The sequence below is a fragment of the Paenibacillus sp. LK1 genome (genome assembly GCF_002750415.1).
Classification (GTDB): domain Bacteria; phylum Bacillota; class Bacilli; order Paenibacillales; family Paenibacillaceae; genus Paenibacillus; species Paenibacillus taichungensis.
In genome coordinates, this window is sequence record NZ_PEII01000005.1 from 263,236 (window position 1) to 279,754 (window position 16,519).

13 protein-coding genes are annotated in these 16,519 nt (G+C 44.8%); 3 read left to right on the forward strand and 10 right to left on the reverse strand.

All coding sequences use genetic code 11. The annotated features are described in order from the left end of the window. Nucleotides 1–42 precede the first annotated feature (42 nt). Entirely contained in the window at nt 43–1,242 is a 1,200-nt protein-coding gene (locus CS562_RS13405; RefSeq protein WP_076289133.1) for an MFS transporter, read from the reverse strand. 201 nt (nt 1,243–1,443) lie between these two features. Here CS562_RS13405 and CS562_RS13410 point away from each other — a divergent pair, with 201 nt between their 5' ends. Both CS562_RS13410 and CS562_RS13415 read left to right on the forward strand, forming a co-directional pair. Beyond that, nucleotides 1,444–2,364: an ArsR/SmtB family transcription factor gene (locus CS562_RS13410; RefSeq protein WP_090899820.1), complete on the forward strand. Its 921-nt coding sequence runs from the start codon at nt 1,444–1,446 to the stop codon at nt 2,362–2,364. Nucleotides 2,365–2,407: 43 nt separating this feature from the next. Further along, a complete protein-coding gene (locus CS562_RS13415; RefSeq protein WP_076289131.1) occupies nt 2,408–3,172 on the forward strand; it encodes an HAD family hydrolase in 765 nt (254 codons plus the stop codon). An 87-nt stretch (nt 3,173–3,259) separates the two neighbouring features. On the opposite strand, the gene CS562_RS13420 is transcribed toward CS562_RS13415, so the two are convergent. The 9 genes from CS562_RS13420 to pdhA all read right to left on the reverse strand — a co-directional run bounded on the left by CS562_RS13420 (nt 3,260) and on the right by pdhA (nt 15,525). Further along, a complete protein-coding gene (locus CS562_RS13420; protein ID WP_099856277.1) occupies nt 3,260–5,608 on the reverse strand; it encodes a DNA topoisomerase 3 in 2,349 nt (782 codons plus the stop codon). A gap of 125 nt (nt 5,609–5,733) precedes the next feature. After that, a complete protein-coding gene (gene fur / locus CS562_RS13425; RefSeq protein WP_094936362.1) occupies nt 5,734–6,201 on the reverse strand; it encodes a ferric iron uptake transcriptional regulator in 468 nt (155 codons plus the stop codon). A 304-nt stretch (nt 6,202–6,505) separates the two neighbouring features. Beyond that, entirely contained in the window at nt 6,506–7,993 is a 1,488-nt protein-coding gene (locus tag CS562_RS13430) for a glutamate synthase subunit beta (RefSeq protein ID WP_024633996.1), read from the reverse strand. A 625-nt stretch (nt 7,994–8,618) separates the two neighbouring features. Then, on the reverse strand, nt 8,619–9,107 hold the full coding sequence (locus CS562_RS13435) for a dihydrofolate reductase (RefSeq protein ID WP_076289129.1): 489 nt from the start codon (nt 9,105–9,107) through the stop codon (nt 8,619–8,621). Nucleotides 9,108–9,161: 54 nt separating this feature from the next. Next, a complete protein-coding gene (thyA, locus tag CS562_RS13440; RefSeq protein ID WP_099856280.1) occupies nt 9,162–9,956 on the reverse strand; it encodes a thymidylate synthase in 795 nt (264 codons plus the stop codon). A gap of 510 nt (nt 9,957–10,466) precedes the next feature. Continuing rightward, nucleotides 10,467–11,882: a dihydrolipoyl dehydrogenase gene (lpdA, locus tag CS562_RS13445; protein ID WP_024630356.1), complete on the reverse strand. Its 1,416-nt coding sequence runs from the start codon at nt 11,880–11,882 to the stop codon at nt 10,467–10,469. Nucleotides 11,883–11,885: 3 nt separating this feature from the next. Beyond that, complete coding sequence (locus CS562_RS13450; RefSeq protein WP_072733282.1) at nt 11,886–13,199, reverse strand: dihydrolipoamide acetyltransferase family protein; 1,314 nt, start codon at nt 13,197–13,199, stop codon at nt 11,886–11,888. Nucleotides 13,200–13,374: 175 nt separating this feature from the next. Beyond that, a complete protein-coding gene (locus CS562_RS13455; protein ID WP_072733283.1) occupies nt 13,375–14,352 on the reverse strand; it encodes an alpha-ketoacid dehydrogenase subunit beta in 978 nt (325 codons plus the stop codon). 105 nt (nt 14,353–14,457) lie between these two features. After that, nucleotides 14,458–15,525 (reverse strand): pyruvate dehydrogenase (acetyl-transferring) E1 component subunit alpha, encoded by a 1,068-nt coding sequence (gene pdhA, locus CS562_RS13460; protein ID WP_053780908.1) that lies wholly within the window; start codon nt 15,523–15,525, stop codon nt 14,458–14,460. A gap of 255 nt (nt 15,526–15,780) precedes the next feature. On the opposite strand from pdhA, the gene CS562_RS13465 reads away from it, so the two are divergent. Continuing rightward, nucleotides 15,781–16,515 (forward strand): alpha/beta hydrolase, encoded by a 735-nt coding sequence (locus CS562_RS13465; protein ID WP_076289127.1) that lies wholly within the window; start codon nt 15,781–15,783, stop codon nt 16,513–16,515. Nucleotides 16,516–16,519: the final 4 nt, after the last annotated feature.

Sequence of the window (16,519 nt, forward strand, 5' to 3'; positions counted from 1 at the left end):
GTACTCGGAAATGGACATCAATTTCCATGCGAACACCAGCTTCTATTTTACCACAGATTCGAGCATAGGTTTACGACGAAATAATACACCTGCTGCACCAAAAAGAAGATACATGAATCCAAGCAAAATAAACATGCTTCCTGGTGAAATCCAGTTGATCACTTGGCCACCCAGATTCGGTCCAATGATGCTTCCAATTGTAAAATGAAATGAGGCCACCACGTTCGCTGCAGGCAGTAGCGCTTTTGGCAAAATATCGGCGGCATAGGCCAGGCCAAGCGAGAAAAATGAACCTACCAGACCTCCTGCTATGGTCAACAGCACAAGTGTCCACCAGAAATGTGTGCCCGCAACAGGAACCAGCATAAAGATGATACCTCCTGTAATACCAGCAAACATTAATGTTTGCTTACGTCCATAACGGTCACTCAATATGCCTAAAGGCAATTGCAGGAATAGACCACCTATTCCGACAAAAGGCAGTAATGACGATATCTGATTGGCATCCAAACCAATACGCAGGCCGTATACCGGAAAATTGCTGTTCATCCCGGCTTCCATGTACCCGTACAATAACGCAGGCAACAGCGCATACCATGCCCAGGCCAGACTTCGTCGGAAACGGCGTTCAGGCAGTTGTCCATGTTCGGCCTTTTCCGGCTTCGTATCGGGAAGCTTCATTAATACAAGGATAAGTACAGCAGCCATACATACGAATAATACCCAGAATGGAACGGCATCTCCAAAACCAAGTAGCTTGATTCCCAATGGGCCAATACTGAATCCTAAACCATAAGACATGCCGTATAAAGAGATGTAACGTCCGCGTTTTTCGGGTGCGGTCACCAGTAGCACCCATAATTGGGCAGAATAATGGAGTGCACTATCCCCGATTCCGACGACAAGACGCAATATGAACCAAATTTTGATATCCGGAAAATAAGGAAACAGAATGAGGGGAATCATGACAAATAACAGTCCGCCGATAATCAACTTTTTGAAACCAATAGCTCCCAGCAATCGTTCTGCCACCAAGGTCATGGCAAAAGAGCCAACGTACAGTGCGGCTGCATTCAAACCGTTTAAACCCGGTGAGACTCCCTTTTGCTCCAAAAAAATCGAGAGCACCGGTAATAAAAGGCCCTGACTGATCCCCGCCACAACAATAACGGTAATCAGAATGAGATAGTTAGATGTAGAATGTGATAATTTTGGGGTGGTTATAGATGACACAAAAATCATTCCTCCTGCAAGCATACAAAGAAAAATCGCCATCACTGACGACCTTTCAGATGTTATATCTATTCTATTGATCATGCATGGTTAAGCCAGGGGTTTTGCCCTGGACTTGAACATTATAGTGGACAACGCCCTGCAAAACAAGCCATAATAGTACTTAAGTCGCTGCGTACATTTAGATGTGACGGGAGGATTCTGCATCATATGGCTTATCATGTTAAAATCGATGTTTCACCGATATATGAAATGCTCAACAGCTTTTTGGTCTATGTAACGAAGAAGTGGATTCAACATCTGGATGTTGGCCCCGAATGGATCATTGAGGTGGAAGGCAAACTAAGTTCCAACGTTCGTGCAGCGCTCGCACCTGCTGCCACCTGGCCTTTTGATGACTTTGATGTATTATTTGCATGGGCGGCCTATCGGAACACTTCTAATGAGAATATTGATTTCCTGGATATGCTTGCTGGACTAACAGCCGAAGAGCTGTTCGCACGCGTATCTGTTCTGCTGCCCCATCTTACCATAGAAGAATCTACACGTATTCGGGATAGCTATGTGCCACTTTTACGACTTTGGGATCAGCATTACTGCCAGAATATGAGTGAGGATTATCGTACCTGGCTTGAGGAAGACGCTGAAGAGAAACGCGTACTGCTTGATAAAATGGGGCCTGAACTCCTTATTGAATACGCTACTGCGGGTGTTCTGGTTGAACCGATGCCTGGACTGGATGAAGTTATCCTGTTTCCAACCGTCCACAACCGTCCTATTAATATGTACTGCTTCTATGAGGGCATGATGATCATGCAGTATCCTGTAGACGCACCCGAAGAGGATGAAGACCAACCACCAACCTGTCTGCTTCGTTTTACACATGCCCTGGCTGATCCGGAAAGACTCCGTCTGCTCCGTTACGTGTCAGGTGAACCGAAGTCTCTCGCTGAGATGTGTGAGGAGTTGGGTAAAGACGAGGATATGGTTAAAGATCAGGTTATGGCATTACGCATCGCCGGACTGCTACGAACCCATCTGCTCGGCAGTAATCGTAAAGAGAAATACAGTATTCGACCAGATGGCGTATCTGAATTGAATATGTTCCTGGAATCTTATATACGCATATAAAATATGAACAACTGTGCTGCTGGCTGCAAGGAGTGAATTGGATATGAAAATAATAAAACAACATATTTTGTTCGATCTAGATGATACACTCGTGTACTGCAATAAATATTTCAACCTGGTGCTTGGTGAATTCTTCGAGAACATGCAAGAGTGGTTTGACGGACATGCACTAACAGTTCAACAAATTAGGGAGAAACAGCTGGAGATTGATGTAACCGGGGTCAACAAACTGGGATTTGCAAGTCACCATTTCCCACAATCCCTTATTGATACCTACCGTTACTTCTCCCAGAAGTTCTCAAAACCCACCTCTCAACAAGAAGAGTCTTACCTCACCAAATTGGGGATGAGTGTATATGACCAAGAGGTGGAGCCTTATCCTCATATGGTCGAAACGCTGGAGAATCTTAAATCGGCTGGACACGCCCTCTACCTGTACACAGGTGGAGAAACCGTAATTCAGCAGCGGAAGATTGACCAGATGAAGCTTTCGGCTTATTTTGATGACCGGATCTACATTCGGCAACATAAGAACATTGAAGCGCTTGAAGGTATACTCTCTACTGGACCTTTTGAGCGTCGTGCAACGTGGATGATTGGAAACTCACTGCGTACAGACATCATGCCAGCAGTGACGGCTGGCATCCATAGCATATATATCAAACAGCCGAACGAATGGCAATACAACATGGTAGAGCTTCAACCTAATCCCGAGACATCGATGTATACCATCACGGCCCTGGAAGAGGTACCGAAGGTTATTCATGAAAATATACAACAGCAGCAACAAAAAAGGACCCTTGGATAAGGGTCCTTTTCTTATTTTATTGTAATTGAATTTGACGCTGGCCCATCAGGAATCACATTCTTCTTACAGCCTTAACATCCAATAAACCTATGCATCCTGCTTTTCCGCAGATAGCTTGCCGGTTACCTTATCTTGCAAAATAATACGAGCCTTCACCGTACTTCCGTCTTTTCGTTTAAAAGCTAGTACTTGAGTACTTCCCTTTTCAATCAACGCTTTTAACATCGTACTGGTGATTTTCTTACCGACGTACTCTTTCCATATGACAAACCCGCAGCCTTCTTTGAAACGTGTACAGCCATAGCCTTTCTTGCCTTCAATGATCTGACCGGTGCAACCCGGTGATGGACAAGATGCCAGCGTTTCTCGAACGCCCGATTGACTGGAAGTCGAAGATCGAGTTTGTGCTGTCGCGTTCGCGACACTGCCAGTTCTGGATGAAGCTCCTGACGTTTGACGTGAAGTCTTCGAACCCGCACTGGTACTTGAGCCCGTACCTGATGTCTTGGCAGAAGTTGTCCTGGTGCTGGTTTTCTGGGTTTTGGCTCCCTTGCCTTTACCCCGCCCCCCACGTGTATCTTCCCCAAAAGCATCCGCTGGTGCCGGTGCCTGCACACGTACTTTATCAATAATGGACATCGTAAATTTTTTGACGTTCTCCATAAACTTGTCCTGGCCCGCTTCACCTTTGGAAATTTGGTACAATCTTCTTTCCCATTGGCCCGTCATTTCAGGCGAGGTTAACAGATCTACGCCTGCCTTACGGATCAACTCAATGGCTGTCCGGCCCTTCAACGTCAGTTGCATCTTTTTACCCTGCATCGTAATGTAACCCACGTTTTTGAGTCGTTCGATCGTTGCCGCACGTGTCGCAGGTGTCCCTAGTCCACTGTCTTTCATTGCATCACGTAACTCTTCATTCTCGATCTGTTTCCCTGCACTCTCCATTGCTTTTAGCAACGTTCCCTCAGTATAACTCTTGGGAGGCTGTGTCGCCTTCTCCTTGAATTCACTCTTGGTACATTGAACAGGCAATTCAGGTTGAACAGCAAATGCCTTGTCTGTCCATTCCTCTGCTTCCTCTTCTTCGTTGCTGTTTTTCTTTGTCTTTTTCTTGCCTGTCTGCTCCTGATCTGAAGACCCCAATACCACCTTCCACCCCAGTGACAGCAGTTCTTTCACAGATGTCTTGAACTGGTGTTTCTCAACGTCAGTGAGCACGGTATGCTGCTTATACTCTGCTGGCGGATAGAAATGAGATAAGAAACGCCTTACGATCAGATCATAGATATTCTGTTCATCCTTGGATAACGTACCCGGTCGTTTCAATGTAGGCAGAATCGCATGGTGATCCTCAACTCTGGACGGGTTACATACACCCTTGTTACCTTTATGAACAAGTTCAGGTTTCGCTCCTTGCGCCAGTTCACTATAGGGTCCATTTTTAAGCAGATTCAGCGTTTTGTGCATACCTTCAATATTCTGTTCCGTAACATAGTTTGAATTGGTCCGTGGATAAGAGATCACTTTATGTTTCTCGTAAAGCGCTTGAGCAATATCCAACGTTTTCTTCGCTCCATATCCATACTTCGCATTTGCTTCACGTTGCAAAAGGGTCAGATCATACAACCTGTATGGATACTCCTTAGTCTGTTTTGCTTCGTACTTGGTAATCTGTCCTGTCTTCCCCTTCACACTGGTCGCAATTGATTCAGCAATGGCGGGGTCGGTCAGCTTGTCCCCTTGACGTAATCCCCTGTACTCCACTCCTTCTTGACGAAACCATGCGGCTACTTCATAAAAAGTCTGGGACTGGAACGCTTCAATCTCGATTTCCCGATCATAGATCAAGGCCAGTACCGGAGTCTGCACCCGGCCTACAGAGAGCAAGGCATTATGTCTTGTAGTGAAAGCCCGGGACGCATTCATGCCAATCAGCCAATCCGCTTCACTACGCGCTCTGGCAGCATGAGTCAAATTCTCAAATTCCGAGGCGTCTTTCAAACCGTCAAAACCACGTTTAATACTCTCAGCGGTCAAATCCGATATCCACAGACGTTTGACAGGCTGACGCAGCTTCAACTGTTGTTGAATTAAGGCAAAAATATACTGTCCCTCTCGCCCTGCATCACAAGCATTAACGATGGCCGATGCCCTTTTCGCAAGTTCTCCGATCATTTTCAGTTGATCTTTCGTTCTGGGGTTGGGTACGATCTTAAACTGATCCGGAATGATCGGCAGGTCGCTGATATTCCAGCGCTTGTACTTTGAATCATAGGCATCCGGTTCAGCAAGTCCCAATAGATGACCAATCGCCCAGGTGATAATGTAATGCTCACCTTCCAAATAATTGCGATTGTTCTTGGCTCTTGGTTCTATGACGGCGGCAATGGTTCGGCCCATGTCGGGCTTTTCCGCAATAACCAGTGTCTTCATCCGTCCATCTCTCCTCCTTCACCGTCCAGATGACGGCAAAAAGGGGCCTTCCGCCCACGGAAGCCCCTTGCTTCTGAAACTAATTATATCAGATTTTGGTTGCGGGAGCATCCTCCCCATTAGATTTACCCTGCTGCCTGTTCATTCAAAGCCTGCTTCGCTCTACACTCTTTGCACACGCCCTGAAAATCAAGCCGATGGTCTGTAACGGCAAAGCCGTATTGACGCTCGATTTGTTGTTCAAGACGAAGCAAACCATCCTCCATAATCTCTTCTACAGTGCCACACTCTGTGCAAATCAAATGATGATGGTGATGTGAACCATCCGTACTTCGCAGGTCGAAGCGCGCAGCACCGTCCCCAAAGTTAATCTTTTCTACGACCTGCAGGTCACTAAGCAGTTCAAGCGTACGATATACGGTAGCCAAGCCAATCTCCGGGAATTGTTCCTTGACCAGCAGAAATACTTCCTCAGCGCTAAAATGATCCTTCTCATGTTCAAGTAACACACGTACCGTAACTTCTCGTTGTTGTGTCAGCTTATAACTTTTTGCAACCAACTGTTTTTTAATGTCATCAATCTGTTCTGAAATGGATTTGTCCCGGTTACTTGCCATAAAGATTGCACCTCCGGATATTATAATTTCACAATTTGTGTAGTTTTCAAGTAAGTGTCATTATGCTTCTTATTTATAATCATTATAATGTAATAATAAATCTTTATGAGATAAAAAGCAATGCTATACCTCACAGTTGTCTAAAATAATTGTAGCTGAAGGACTCATGTAATCGTAAAAACAACAAAAAACTCCCGCTAATTGCAAGAGTTTTGTTGAATCAATTATATATTTTATTCAATAATTGCAAATCCATATCCATATGCGGCTCATTAACTCGTTATACGAGAACTGTAGCACCCATCAAGTATTTGTCCACTTCACGGGCAGCTTCACGGCCTTCATTAATTGCCCATACAACCAGACTTTGACCACGACGCATGTCACCTGCTGCAAATACTTTATCCACATTGGTATTGTATTTACCGTAACGCGCCTTAACATTGGTACGACGGTCTGTTGCAAGTCCTAGTTGTTCCACCAAAGTCTGCTCCGGTCCGTCAAAACCGATAGCAATCATGGCCATTTGAGCTGGGAAGACACGCTCTGTACCCGGAATCGGCTGATAGATCTTACGTCCCGTCTCATCTACAATACGCTCGATTTGAACGGTGTGAAGTTCTTTGAGATTCCCTTCATCATCACCCACAAATTTGGTCGTCATGATGGAGAACTCACGCGGATCGTCACCGAACAATGCTTTCGCTTCTTCCTGTGCATAATCAAGAGTATATACGTTCGGGAATTGCGGCCAAGGGTTATTAATACGATCCCTTTCCATAGGAGCCTGAGTATGTGTACCAAATTGTGTAATGCTCCGACAACCATGACGAAGTGATGTAGCTACACAGTCGGAACCTGTATCCCCGCCACCGATGACGATAACATCCTTGTCCTGTGCTGACAGGTAATTACCATCCTCCAGATTGGAGTCCAAGTAACTTTTGATGCTGCCATTCAGGAAATCCATGGCGTAATGTACGCCTTTCAAGTCACTGCCTTCAATGTTGAACTCACGTGGTTTGGTTGCACCGCCGCACAAAACAACCGCATCATAATCATCCACCAGTTGCTGCGCAGCAATATCTTTACCGATCTCCGTGTTAGTTACAAATTGAATGCCTTCTGCTTCCAACAAATCAACACGACGCTGAACGACGTTTTTGTCCAATTTCATCGTAGGAATACCATACATCAGCAGTCCGCCGACACGGTCGGAGCGCTCGTATACCGTCACCGAGTGACCTGCTTTGTTCAACTGAGCTGCCGTAGCCAGGCCTGCAGGACCTGAACCTACAACTGCTACACGTTTACCCGTACGTTTCTCTGGAGGCTGGGGAACCACCCATCCTTCTTCAAAACCCTTTTCAATAATCGCTTCTTCAATCGTTTTGATGGTTACAGGTTCACCGATAAGTCCCACTGTACATGATCCTTCACAAGGAGCAGGGCAGACACGACCTGTAAACTCAGGGAAATTATTCGTTTTGTGCAGACGATCAAGTGCTTCTCTCCACAAACCACGATACACCAGATTATTCCATTCTGGAATCAGGTTATGCACAGGACAGCCCGATGTTCCGCCAGTCATATCTATACCTGTATGGCAATACGGGGTACCACAATCCATGCATCGTGCACCTTGTGTTCTGAGCTCTTCTTCCGCCATATGTTTATGAAACTCTTCCCAATCCTTAACCCGCTCCGCTGGTTGGCGGTCCGCAGGCAGCTGCCGTTTGTATTCCATAAATCCAGTAGGTGTAGACATCTTACGTTTTCCCCCATCCGTTCTTGTCTTAATCCCTTCATCTGCATGGTTCTATATGAAATGGATTACTCATGTTTGAGTTTTTGTATATTGTATCACAAAATCTTCTCGAAGATATTTCAATTATAGTAGCATTTTGCATGCTGAATATTAAATGGATTATCCGAATAATTATTTGTATTTTATACATCATATCGTCCAAGTCTACCCATGGTCAATACCCTTAAAATGGTTATTTCTGAGGTCTGACTATACGAAAGCAGGCGTTTAATTAATGAAAAAACGACAGCAACGTTATTTAAATGTAAGGTAATTTATCATTAAAAACAACATTTTTTATTGTCTTAGGCTACCAAATCCGAACAATAACTAATTTTAGGGCTTTACAACGGTGAAATCCTACAATTTTTATACTTTTTTACTAAAGAGAGATTAGAGGCTATGTATTACAATCATTTTCTTCGTTAATCAAACGTTATATTTATGTCATCTTTATGTGATTTCTTATTTATTTCATTTTATTTTTAAAAGAAAAGACGCTGTTCACGAATATTTCGTAAATCAGCGCCCTTATATTTCGTTTATAGCGTAATTTTGGGCTCTTTTACTTCATCTTATGTCCCTCTTACCGTTTTCGTTCGTAGAACTCAAACGTATACGCATAAACATTTTTTTCATCTTGCTCGCCTTCGATCTGTTCTGTTAGCTCCCACTCCGACCAATCCACTTCCGGGAAAAAGGTATCCCCTTCAAAATTCTCATGGATTTTGGTTACCACCAGACGATCTGCGAGCGGCAAAAACTCACGATAGACCTGAGAACCGCCAATGACGCAAAGCTCTTCGCCTTTTGTAACTTCCAGACCCTCTTCAATCGTATGCACCACTTCAGCCTGATTCGCTTGATAGTTAAGATCTCTTGTTACAACAATATTCCGACGTTGCGGAAGCGGCTTGCCTCCAAAGGACTCCCATGTATTGCGTCCCATAATAATCGTTTTGTTTAACGTACGTTGCTTGAAAAAGGCCATATCTTTAGGCAAACGCCACGGAATGGAATTATTCAATCCAATGACGCCATTCTCGCCCATCGCCCATACAAGTTCAATGCTCAAGATTACACACTCCTTCAATCCGCATCTGTTTAGAGGTTGTTGAAAATCACGTACTTATACAGCAATCGGGGCTTTAATTCCCGGATGATGCTGATAGTTCTCAAACTCAAAATCATCAAACGTATAATCGAAAATGGAATCCGGCTTGCGCTTGATAACCAACTTAGGCAGCGCGAATGGCTCACGCTCCAATTGAGTTTTCACTTGTTCCACATGGTTTGAGTAGATGTGTACATCCCCACCGGACCAAATAAACTCTCCTACTTCAAGATCACACTGCTGGGCAATCATATGTGTCAGCAGCGAATAGCTGGCAATGTTAAATGGCAGCCCGAGGAACGTATCTACAGAACGCATGGTAAGCATACACGATAGTTTACCCTCAGCAACGTAGAACTGAAACGCGAAATGACAAGGAGGCAATTTCATGTTGTTAATCTCCGCCACATTCCAGGCACTAACGAGGTGACGCCGCGAATCCGGATTATTTTTGATCGAATCAATAACGGCTGCAATCTGATCGATCTTCTCTCCGTTAGGTGCTTCCCAGGTACGCCATTGTGATCCATACACCGGACCTAGGTCGCCATTCTCATCTGCCCAATCGTCCCAGATCTTCACGCCGTTTTCCTTGAGATAAGATATATTCGTATCCCCGCTCAAAAACCACAACAACTCATGAATGACTGATTTCAGATGGATTCGTTTGGTGGTTACCAGCGGAAACCCTTCGGATAGGTCATATCGAAGTTGTCTGCCAAATACCGATTGTGTTCCAGTGCCAGTGCGATCTCCCTTATGCACGCCTGTATCCAGAATATCCTGTAATAAATCGAGATAGTTTTTCAAATTATATTCCCCTCGCACTTTTATTCATACTAAACTAAAGAATATTTACACTTACCACTCCGATGACAGAACAACCTTCCGATCGCTGTTATCCCCAGATTTTTTTGATTTCCTTTTTCAAAAGTATAAAATCCGGGGATAAAGGCGAAGCGTATGCTTCCGATGCAGCTTTCCTTCAGAAAGCTTTTAGCTCCGCTTCTACAGGTCTTTTCTGTCCTCTACGTTCTCGTGTAAAAGGTTAGTTTAACTTACTTAAATACTAAATATATAGACCGTGATTGGCTTGGAGCCACATCATAACTGATCATTACTACAGTGTACCACAATTGAGTTGTTGGATAAAATCAATTCACTAAAACTTTTGAGTGTGTAACTTTTCATCATATCATATACACTCGTATGTTGAATTTCTCCGCTTTTGCTCAGAAAAAAGAGACGAACAACGCGTTAACGTCATTCGTCTCTTCTGATTTACGTATAATGCCGGACGAATCCGAAGCTTAGACGATATTAGCGGGAAATGATGTGGATCGGGTGACCCATAACCAGTTCCGCAGCTTCCATCACGATTTCGCCCAAAGTAGGGTGAGCGTGAATAGTCAGCGCCAAATCTTCCAGAGTAGCACCCATTTCAATTGCGAGACCAAGCTCAGCAATCAGGTTGGAAGCTTCCAGACCTACGATTTGGCAACCCAACACGAGGCCGCTTTCTTCGTCAGCAACGATTTTCACGAAGCCTTCAGCGTGGTTCAAAGATACAGCACGGCCATTACCCGCATATGGGAATTTGCCAGCTTTTACTTTGTAGCCTTTTTCTTTAGCTTCTTTCTCAGTGTAACCTACGCTGGAGCACTCAGGATCTGTGAACACAACTGCAGGCATACATTTGTAGTCAACTACAGATGGTTGTCCTGCGATCGCTTCAGCAGCCACTTTACCTTCATAAGAAGCTTTGTGGGCAAGTGCCAGACCGGATACGATATCACCGATTGCAAAGATGTGAGGAATGCTAGTACGGCCTTGGTGATCAACTTTAACGAATCCACGCTCGTCAACGTCTACGCCAATCAGGTCCAGACCAAGCTCTCCGTCTGTATTTGGACGACGTCCTACAGTAACCAGCAGGTAATCTGCAGTTACTTCTTTGGATTCACCATTTACGGAATATTTAACAGTTACATCTTTATCCGTTTGCTCAGCACTTTCAGCTTTTGCACCCGTTACGATTTCGATGCCTGTTTTCTTCATGTTTTTAGCTACGAGGCTAGTCATGTCTTTATCGAAACCTGGCAGTACAGTATCCAAACCTTCGATGATTGTTACTTTAGCACCGAATTTAGAGTACATTTGGCCAAGCTCAGCACCGATATAACCGCCACCGATAACGATCATGCTTTTTGGAACTTCAGGCAAGTTCAGAGCTTCTGTAGAAGACAGAATGCGTCCGCCAAACGGGAAAGGTTTCAACTCGATTGGACGGGAACCTGTTGCAATGATTGCATTTTTAAATTTGTAACGTGGAGACTCGTGATCGTTGAATACACGAGCTTCGTTTTCGTTGATGAACATGCACTCACCGTTGAAAACTTCAACTTTGTTGCCTTTGAGCAAACCAGCTACACCGCCAGTCATTTTCTTAACAACGCCGTTTTTGAATTCTTGAGTTTTGCTGAAGTCCACTTTTACGTTCTCAGCAGAGATACCAAAAGCTTCGCCGTGCAATGCAGACTCATATTGGTGTGCAGCCGAGATCAGGGCTTTGGATGGAATACATCCGCGGTTCAAACAAACGCCGCCCAGTTCGGATTTGTCTACGATCAATACGCTTTGGCCCAGTTGAGCAGCACGGATGGCAGCTACATAGCCACCAGGACCCGCACCAATTACTAATGTGTCGATATTGAGAGAAGCGTCGCCTACTACCATATCTTACACCTCCATAACAAGCAGCTCAGGGTTAGCGAGCAGCTGTTTAATGTAGTTCATAAAGTTTTGTGCTGTTGCGCCATCGATGATACGGTGGTCGAAGCTCAGGGAAAGAGCCATTACAGGTGCTGCAACTACTTCGCCATTTTTGATAACGGCTTTTTCGCTGATGCGTCCAGTTCCGAGAATTGCAACTTCTGGGAAGTTGATGATTGGAGTAAAGAACATACCGCCAGCAGAACCAATGTTACTGATGGAGATTGTGCTTCCTCTCATTTCATTCGCGCTCAATTTGCCATCGCGGCCACGAGCTGCCAGATCACGAATGGAATCAGCGATCATCCAGATGGATTTACGATCAGCATCTTTGATAACAGGAACGATCAAGCCGTTGTCTGTATCTGTAGCGATACCGATGTTGTAGTATTTTTTGTATACAATTTCATTAGCTTCTTCATCGATCATAGCGTTCAATGCTGGGAACTCACGGGAAGCTGCAACCAGAGCTTTAACGATGAATGGCAGATAAGTTACTTTTGTACCTTTTTTCTCAGCGATAGGTTTCATGCGAGTACGGAAAGCAACCAGTTCAGTTACGTCCACTTCGTCCATGATTGTAACGTGAGGTGCTGTGTAAGCTGATTTAACCATCGCATTGGAGATCGCTTTACGGATACCTTTGAATGGCACGCGCTCTTCTTCCACACGTTGATCAGCTGCAGCTGCTGCTGGTGCTGCGGATTTTTTCTCTTCTTGAGCCGGAGCTTCGGAAGATGCCACTGCGGAAGAACCGCCACCGTTTTTGAAGGATTCAACATCTTCTTTAGTAACTTTACCATTGTTGCCAGTACCGTTAACTTGAGCGATGTCTACGCCTTGTTCGCGAGCAAATTTACGCACGCTTGGTGTTGCCAGAACGTCTTTGGCAGGTACTGCCGGAACGCTGTTGTTTCCGCCTTCTTTAGCTGCATCCGAGCTGGAAGCTGCTGCTGAAGAACCGCTTGTGTCAGCTCCGCCTTGAGCTGCATCTTTTTCTTGATCGTCTGCAGGAGCGTCGTCTTGCTCAGGAAGCTCGCCTTCAGCATCGATGATTGCAACAACTTCGCCAACGTGGCAAACTTGGCCATCTTTTGCGAATACTTCTGTTACTGTGCCGTTAACCGGACAAGGTACTTCAACGACCGCTTTGTCATTCTGTACTTCCATGATGATGTCGTCGTCAGTTACTTTGTCACCGACTTTGATGTGCATCTTGATGATTTCGCCTTCGTGAAGGCCTTCGCCCAGTTCAGGGAATTTGTATTCAAATTTAGCCAACTGAAAAACCTCCTTGATTATGTCTCAATCCTGAAAACAACCCTTAACTCCAAGAAACAACCGTTACTGCTAGTGCAATAAACTGTTACTCAAGGGGCTAATGGCTGTTTACAGTGCAGCTTGCGCTGCGGTGTGGATCACCATACTGCGCCTTGCGGCATGTCAGATGATTAAATTAGAAATTTACGACTTTGTTAACCGCAGCAACGATACGTGCTGGGTTAGGAAGCCATGTATCTTCAATTTGTGCAAATGGATATACAGTATCCGGACCAGCTACACGCAGAACCGGTGCTTCCAAGTGCAGGATTGCTTTTTCATTGATTTGGGCAATGACTTCAGCTGCAACACCTGCGCTCTTTTGAGCTTCCTGTACAACAATTGCACGGTTTGTTTTCTTAATGGAAGCAACGATAGTATCGATGTCGATTGGGCTAACCGTACGAAGGTCGATAACTTCAACTTTGATTCCTTGTTTTTCGAGTTCTTCTGCTGCTTTCACCGAAGTGTGAACCATCATACCGTAAGTAACGATAGTTACATCAGAACCTTCACGAACAACGTTCGCTTTACCCAGCTCAACTGTGTAATCTTCTTCAGGTACTTCTGCACGGAATGCATGGTACAAGTTCAAGTGCTCCATGAAGAATACAGGGTCGTTATCGCGAATAGAAGCGATCATCAGACCTTTTGCATCGTAAGGGTTAGAAGGTACTACCACTTTAATACCCGGAGTTTGCGTAAGCAAACCTTCGAGGGAATCTGTGTGCAATTCTGCCGCTTTTACACCGCCACCGAATGGTGTACGGAATACGATTGGAGAATTATATTTACCGCCGGAGCGGAAACGCATACGAGCTGCTTGAACTACCATTTGGTCAAGGGCTTCGAAGATAAAACCAACGAATTGGATCTCGGCAACCGGACGGAAACCTTGAACACCCAAACCTACAGCCAGACCGCCAATAGCGGACTCAGCAAGTGGAGTATCAAATACACGCTCTTCGCCAAACTCTTTTTGCAGACCTTCCGTTACACGGAAAACGCCGCCTACATTACCTACGTCTTCACCGAAAAGCAGAACGTTAGGATCACGTTTCAACTCAACGCGAAGCGCATCACGGATTGCTTCTTTCATGTTCATTTGTGCCATTTGCTTCATTTCCTCCTTAAACATTGACAGTTCACATTTGAATTCATACATGTATACCGGGACACGGGAACCCGTCCCGGATGTTTATGCTTTATCGGAAAAAACTTATTGGAAATCAGCTTTTTGCTCTTCCAAGTGCTTAGGCGTTTGTTCGAACATGCTGTCGATCAAGCCTGAAATCGTCATTTTCTCGGTTTTTTCCGCTTTTTTGATCTCTTCGTTCACTTTTGCTTTTGCTTCTTCTTTCACACGTGCTGTATCTTCTTCAGTCCAAAGACCTTTTTTCTCCAGATATTTAGCAAAACGTGCGATTGGATCTTTAGCATTCCATTCAGCCTCTTCTTCTTTTGTACGATATTTGGAAGCATCGTCAGAAAGGGAGTGAGGACGGAAACGGTAAGTTACTGCTTCGATCAGAGTTGCGCCTTCGCCGTTACGACCACGTTCAGCAGCTTCCTGAACCGCTTTGATAACTGCGAAGATGTCCATACCATCAATTTTAACACCTTTGATACCTGCTGCTACCGCTTTGTGAGCGATGGACAGAGCTGCCGTTTGTTTGGCAAAAGGAGTTGTAATGGCATAACCATTGTTTTGTACGAAGAAAATAACAGGCAATTTGTAAACACCAGCGTAGTTCAGACCTTCGTAGAAGTCACCTTCTGAAGAACCACCATCACCTGTGTACGTAATTACAACTTGTTTTTGTTTCTTCAATTTGTAACCCATAGCAATACCCATTGCGTGCAGGATTTGTGCACCAATGATGATTTGCGGCATCAATACATTAACGCCATCTGGGATTTGTCCACCATGTTGGTGTCCACGGGAGTACAGGAACGCTTGATAAAGAGGAAGTCCATGCCACACGAGTTGCGGAATGTCACGATAGCCAGGACATACAAAGTCTTCTTTTTCAATTGCAAATTCACTACCAACCATTGTAGCTTCTTGACCAGATACTGGAGCATAGAAACCAAGACGACCTTGACGGCCCAGGTTTACTGCACGGTCATCCCAAGTACGGGTAAATACCATGCGGTACATAATTTCTTTTAATTGATCGTCGGAAAGTTTAGGCATCATGTCTTTGTTAACGATTTCGCCATCAGGAGACAGCACGGACAGAGCTTCTACATCCTCCGTATATACTTCATAAGGAACCTTGCTCATTTTTTTCTTCACCTCAACAAAAAATTTGAATATCAAGTTCCGCTGTTATAATATTATTATACACCTGTTTCACTGCATACGTCAAAGATATCCGTAATTTTTTTATGTTTCCTTCCGGATTGTATGTATAACAGGGGCTTAATATTGGTATAACAGCATAATACATGTTTGCGTATTTGACCTATCCCCGCACAAGGTTAATCTTACCGTATTGCGCGGTCGAATGCAAAAATTAACCGAGAAAGGTGACGTTTTATGACGGATTCCCGCTATTTGAAACGCACGATTGTGAAGGAAGAGATTGAGAGCCGCTATCTGGGAGAGAAGCGCACACTACGAATTTATCTTCCCCCAGGCTATAACGAATTGTTATCCTACCCTGTCGTTTATTGTCAGGATGGTGAAGAATTCTTCAACTTTGGACGTATCGCCACCACTGCCAACCGCATCATTCTCGACGAGGGAGCCGAACCTTTCATTATAGTAGGAGTTCAGGTTGATGTGTCTGTAAGAACTCAGGAATACGCCCCTTTCGGCGATCGGTTCAAGGCGTATACCTCATGCTTCGCTGAAGAGATTATTCCCTATGTAGAAGAGAAATATCCTGTTCGCCGCTCTCCGCAGGAACGTATTCTTGCCGGCGACTCGCTGGGTGGCAGCGTTTCGCTTCATCTTGCTCTACTCTATCCAGACCTGTTTACCCGTGTCATCAGTATGTCTGGAGCTTACTACTCCGCATCCCAGGAAATTTACGCTGCAGCTGAAGACTTGTCCTGGTTATCAATCTGGATGATTGTTGGTCTGCAGGAGACTGCCTTTGAGGCAGATACCGGCACGTATAATTTTGTTCAATTAAACCGGGATACACGGGATTTGCTTGAAAAACGAGGTGCACTCGTCTCCTATCAGGAGAAAGACGGGCATCACCAATGGGGATTCTGGCAGAACGAGCTGCCGGAAGCACTGCTTTATTTTCTTCAAGAAAATTAATTGA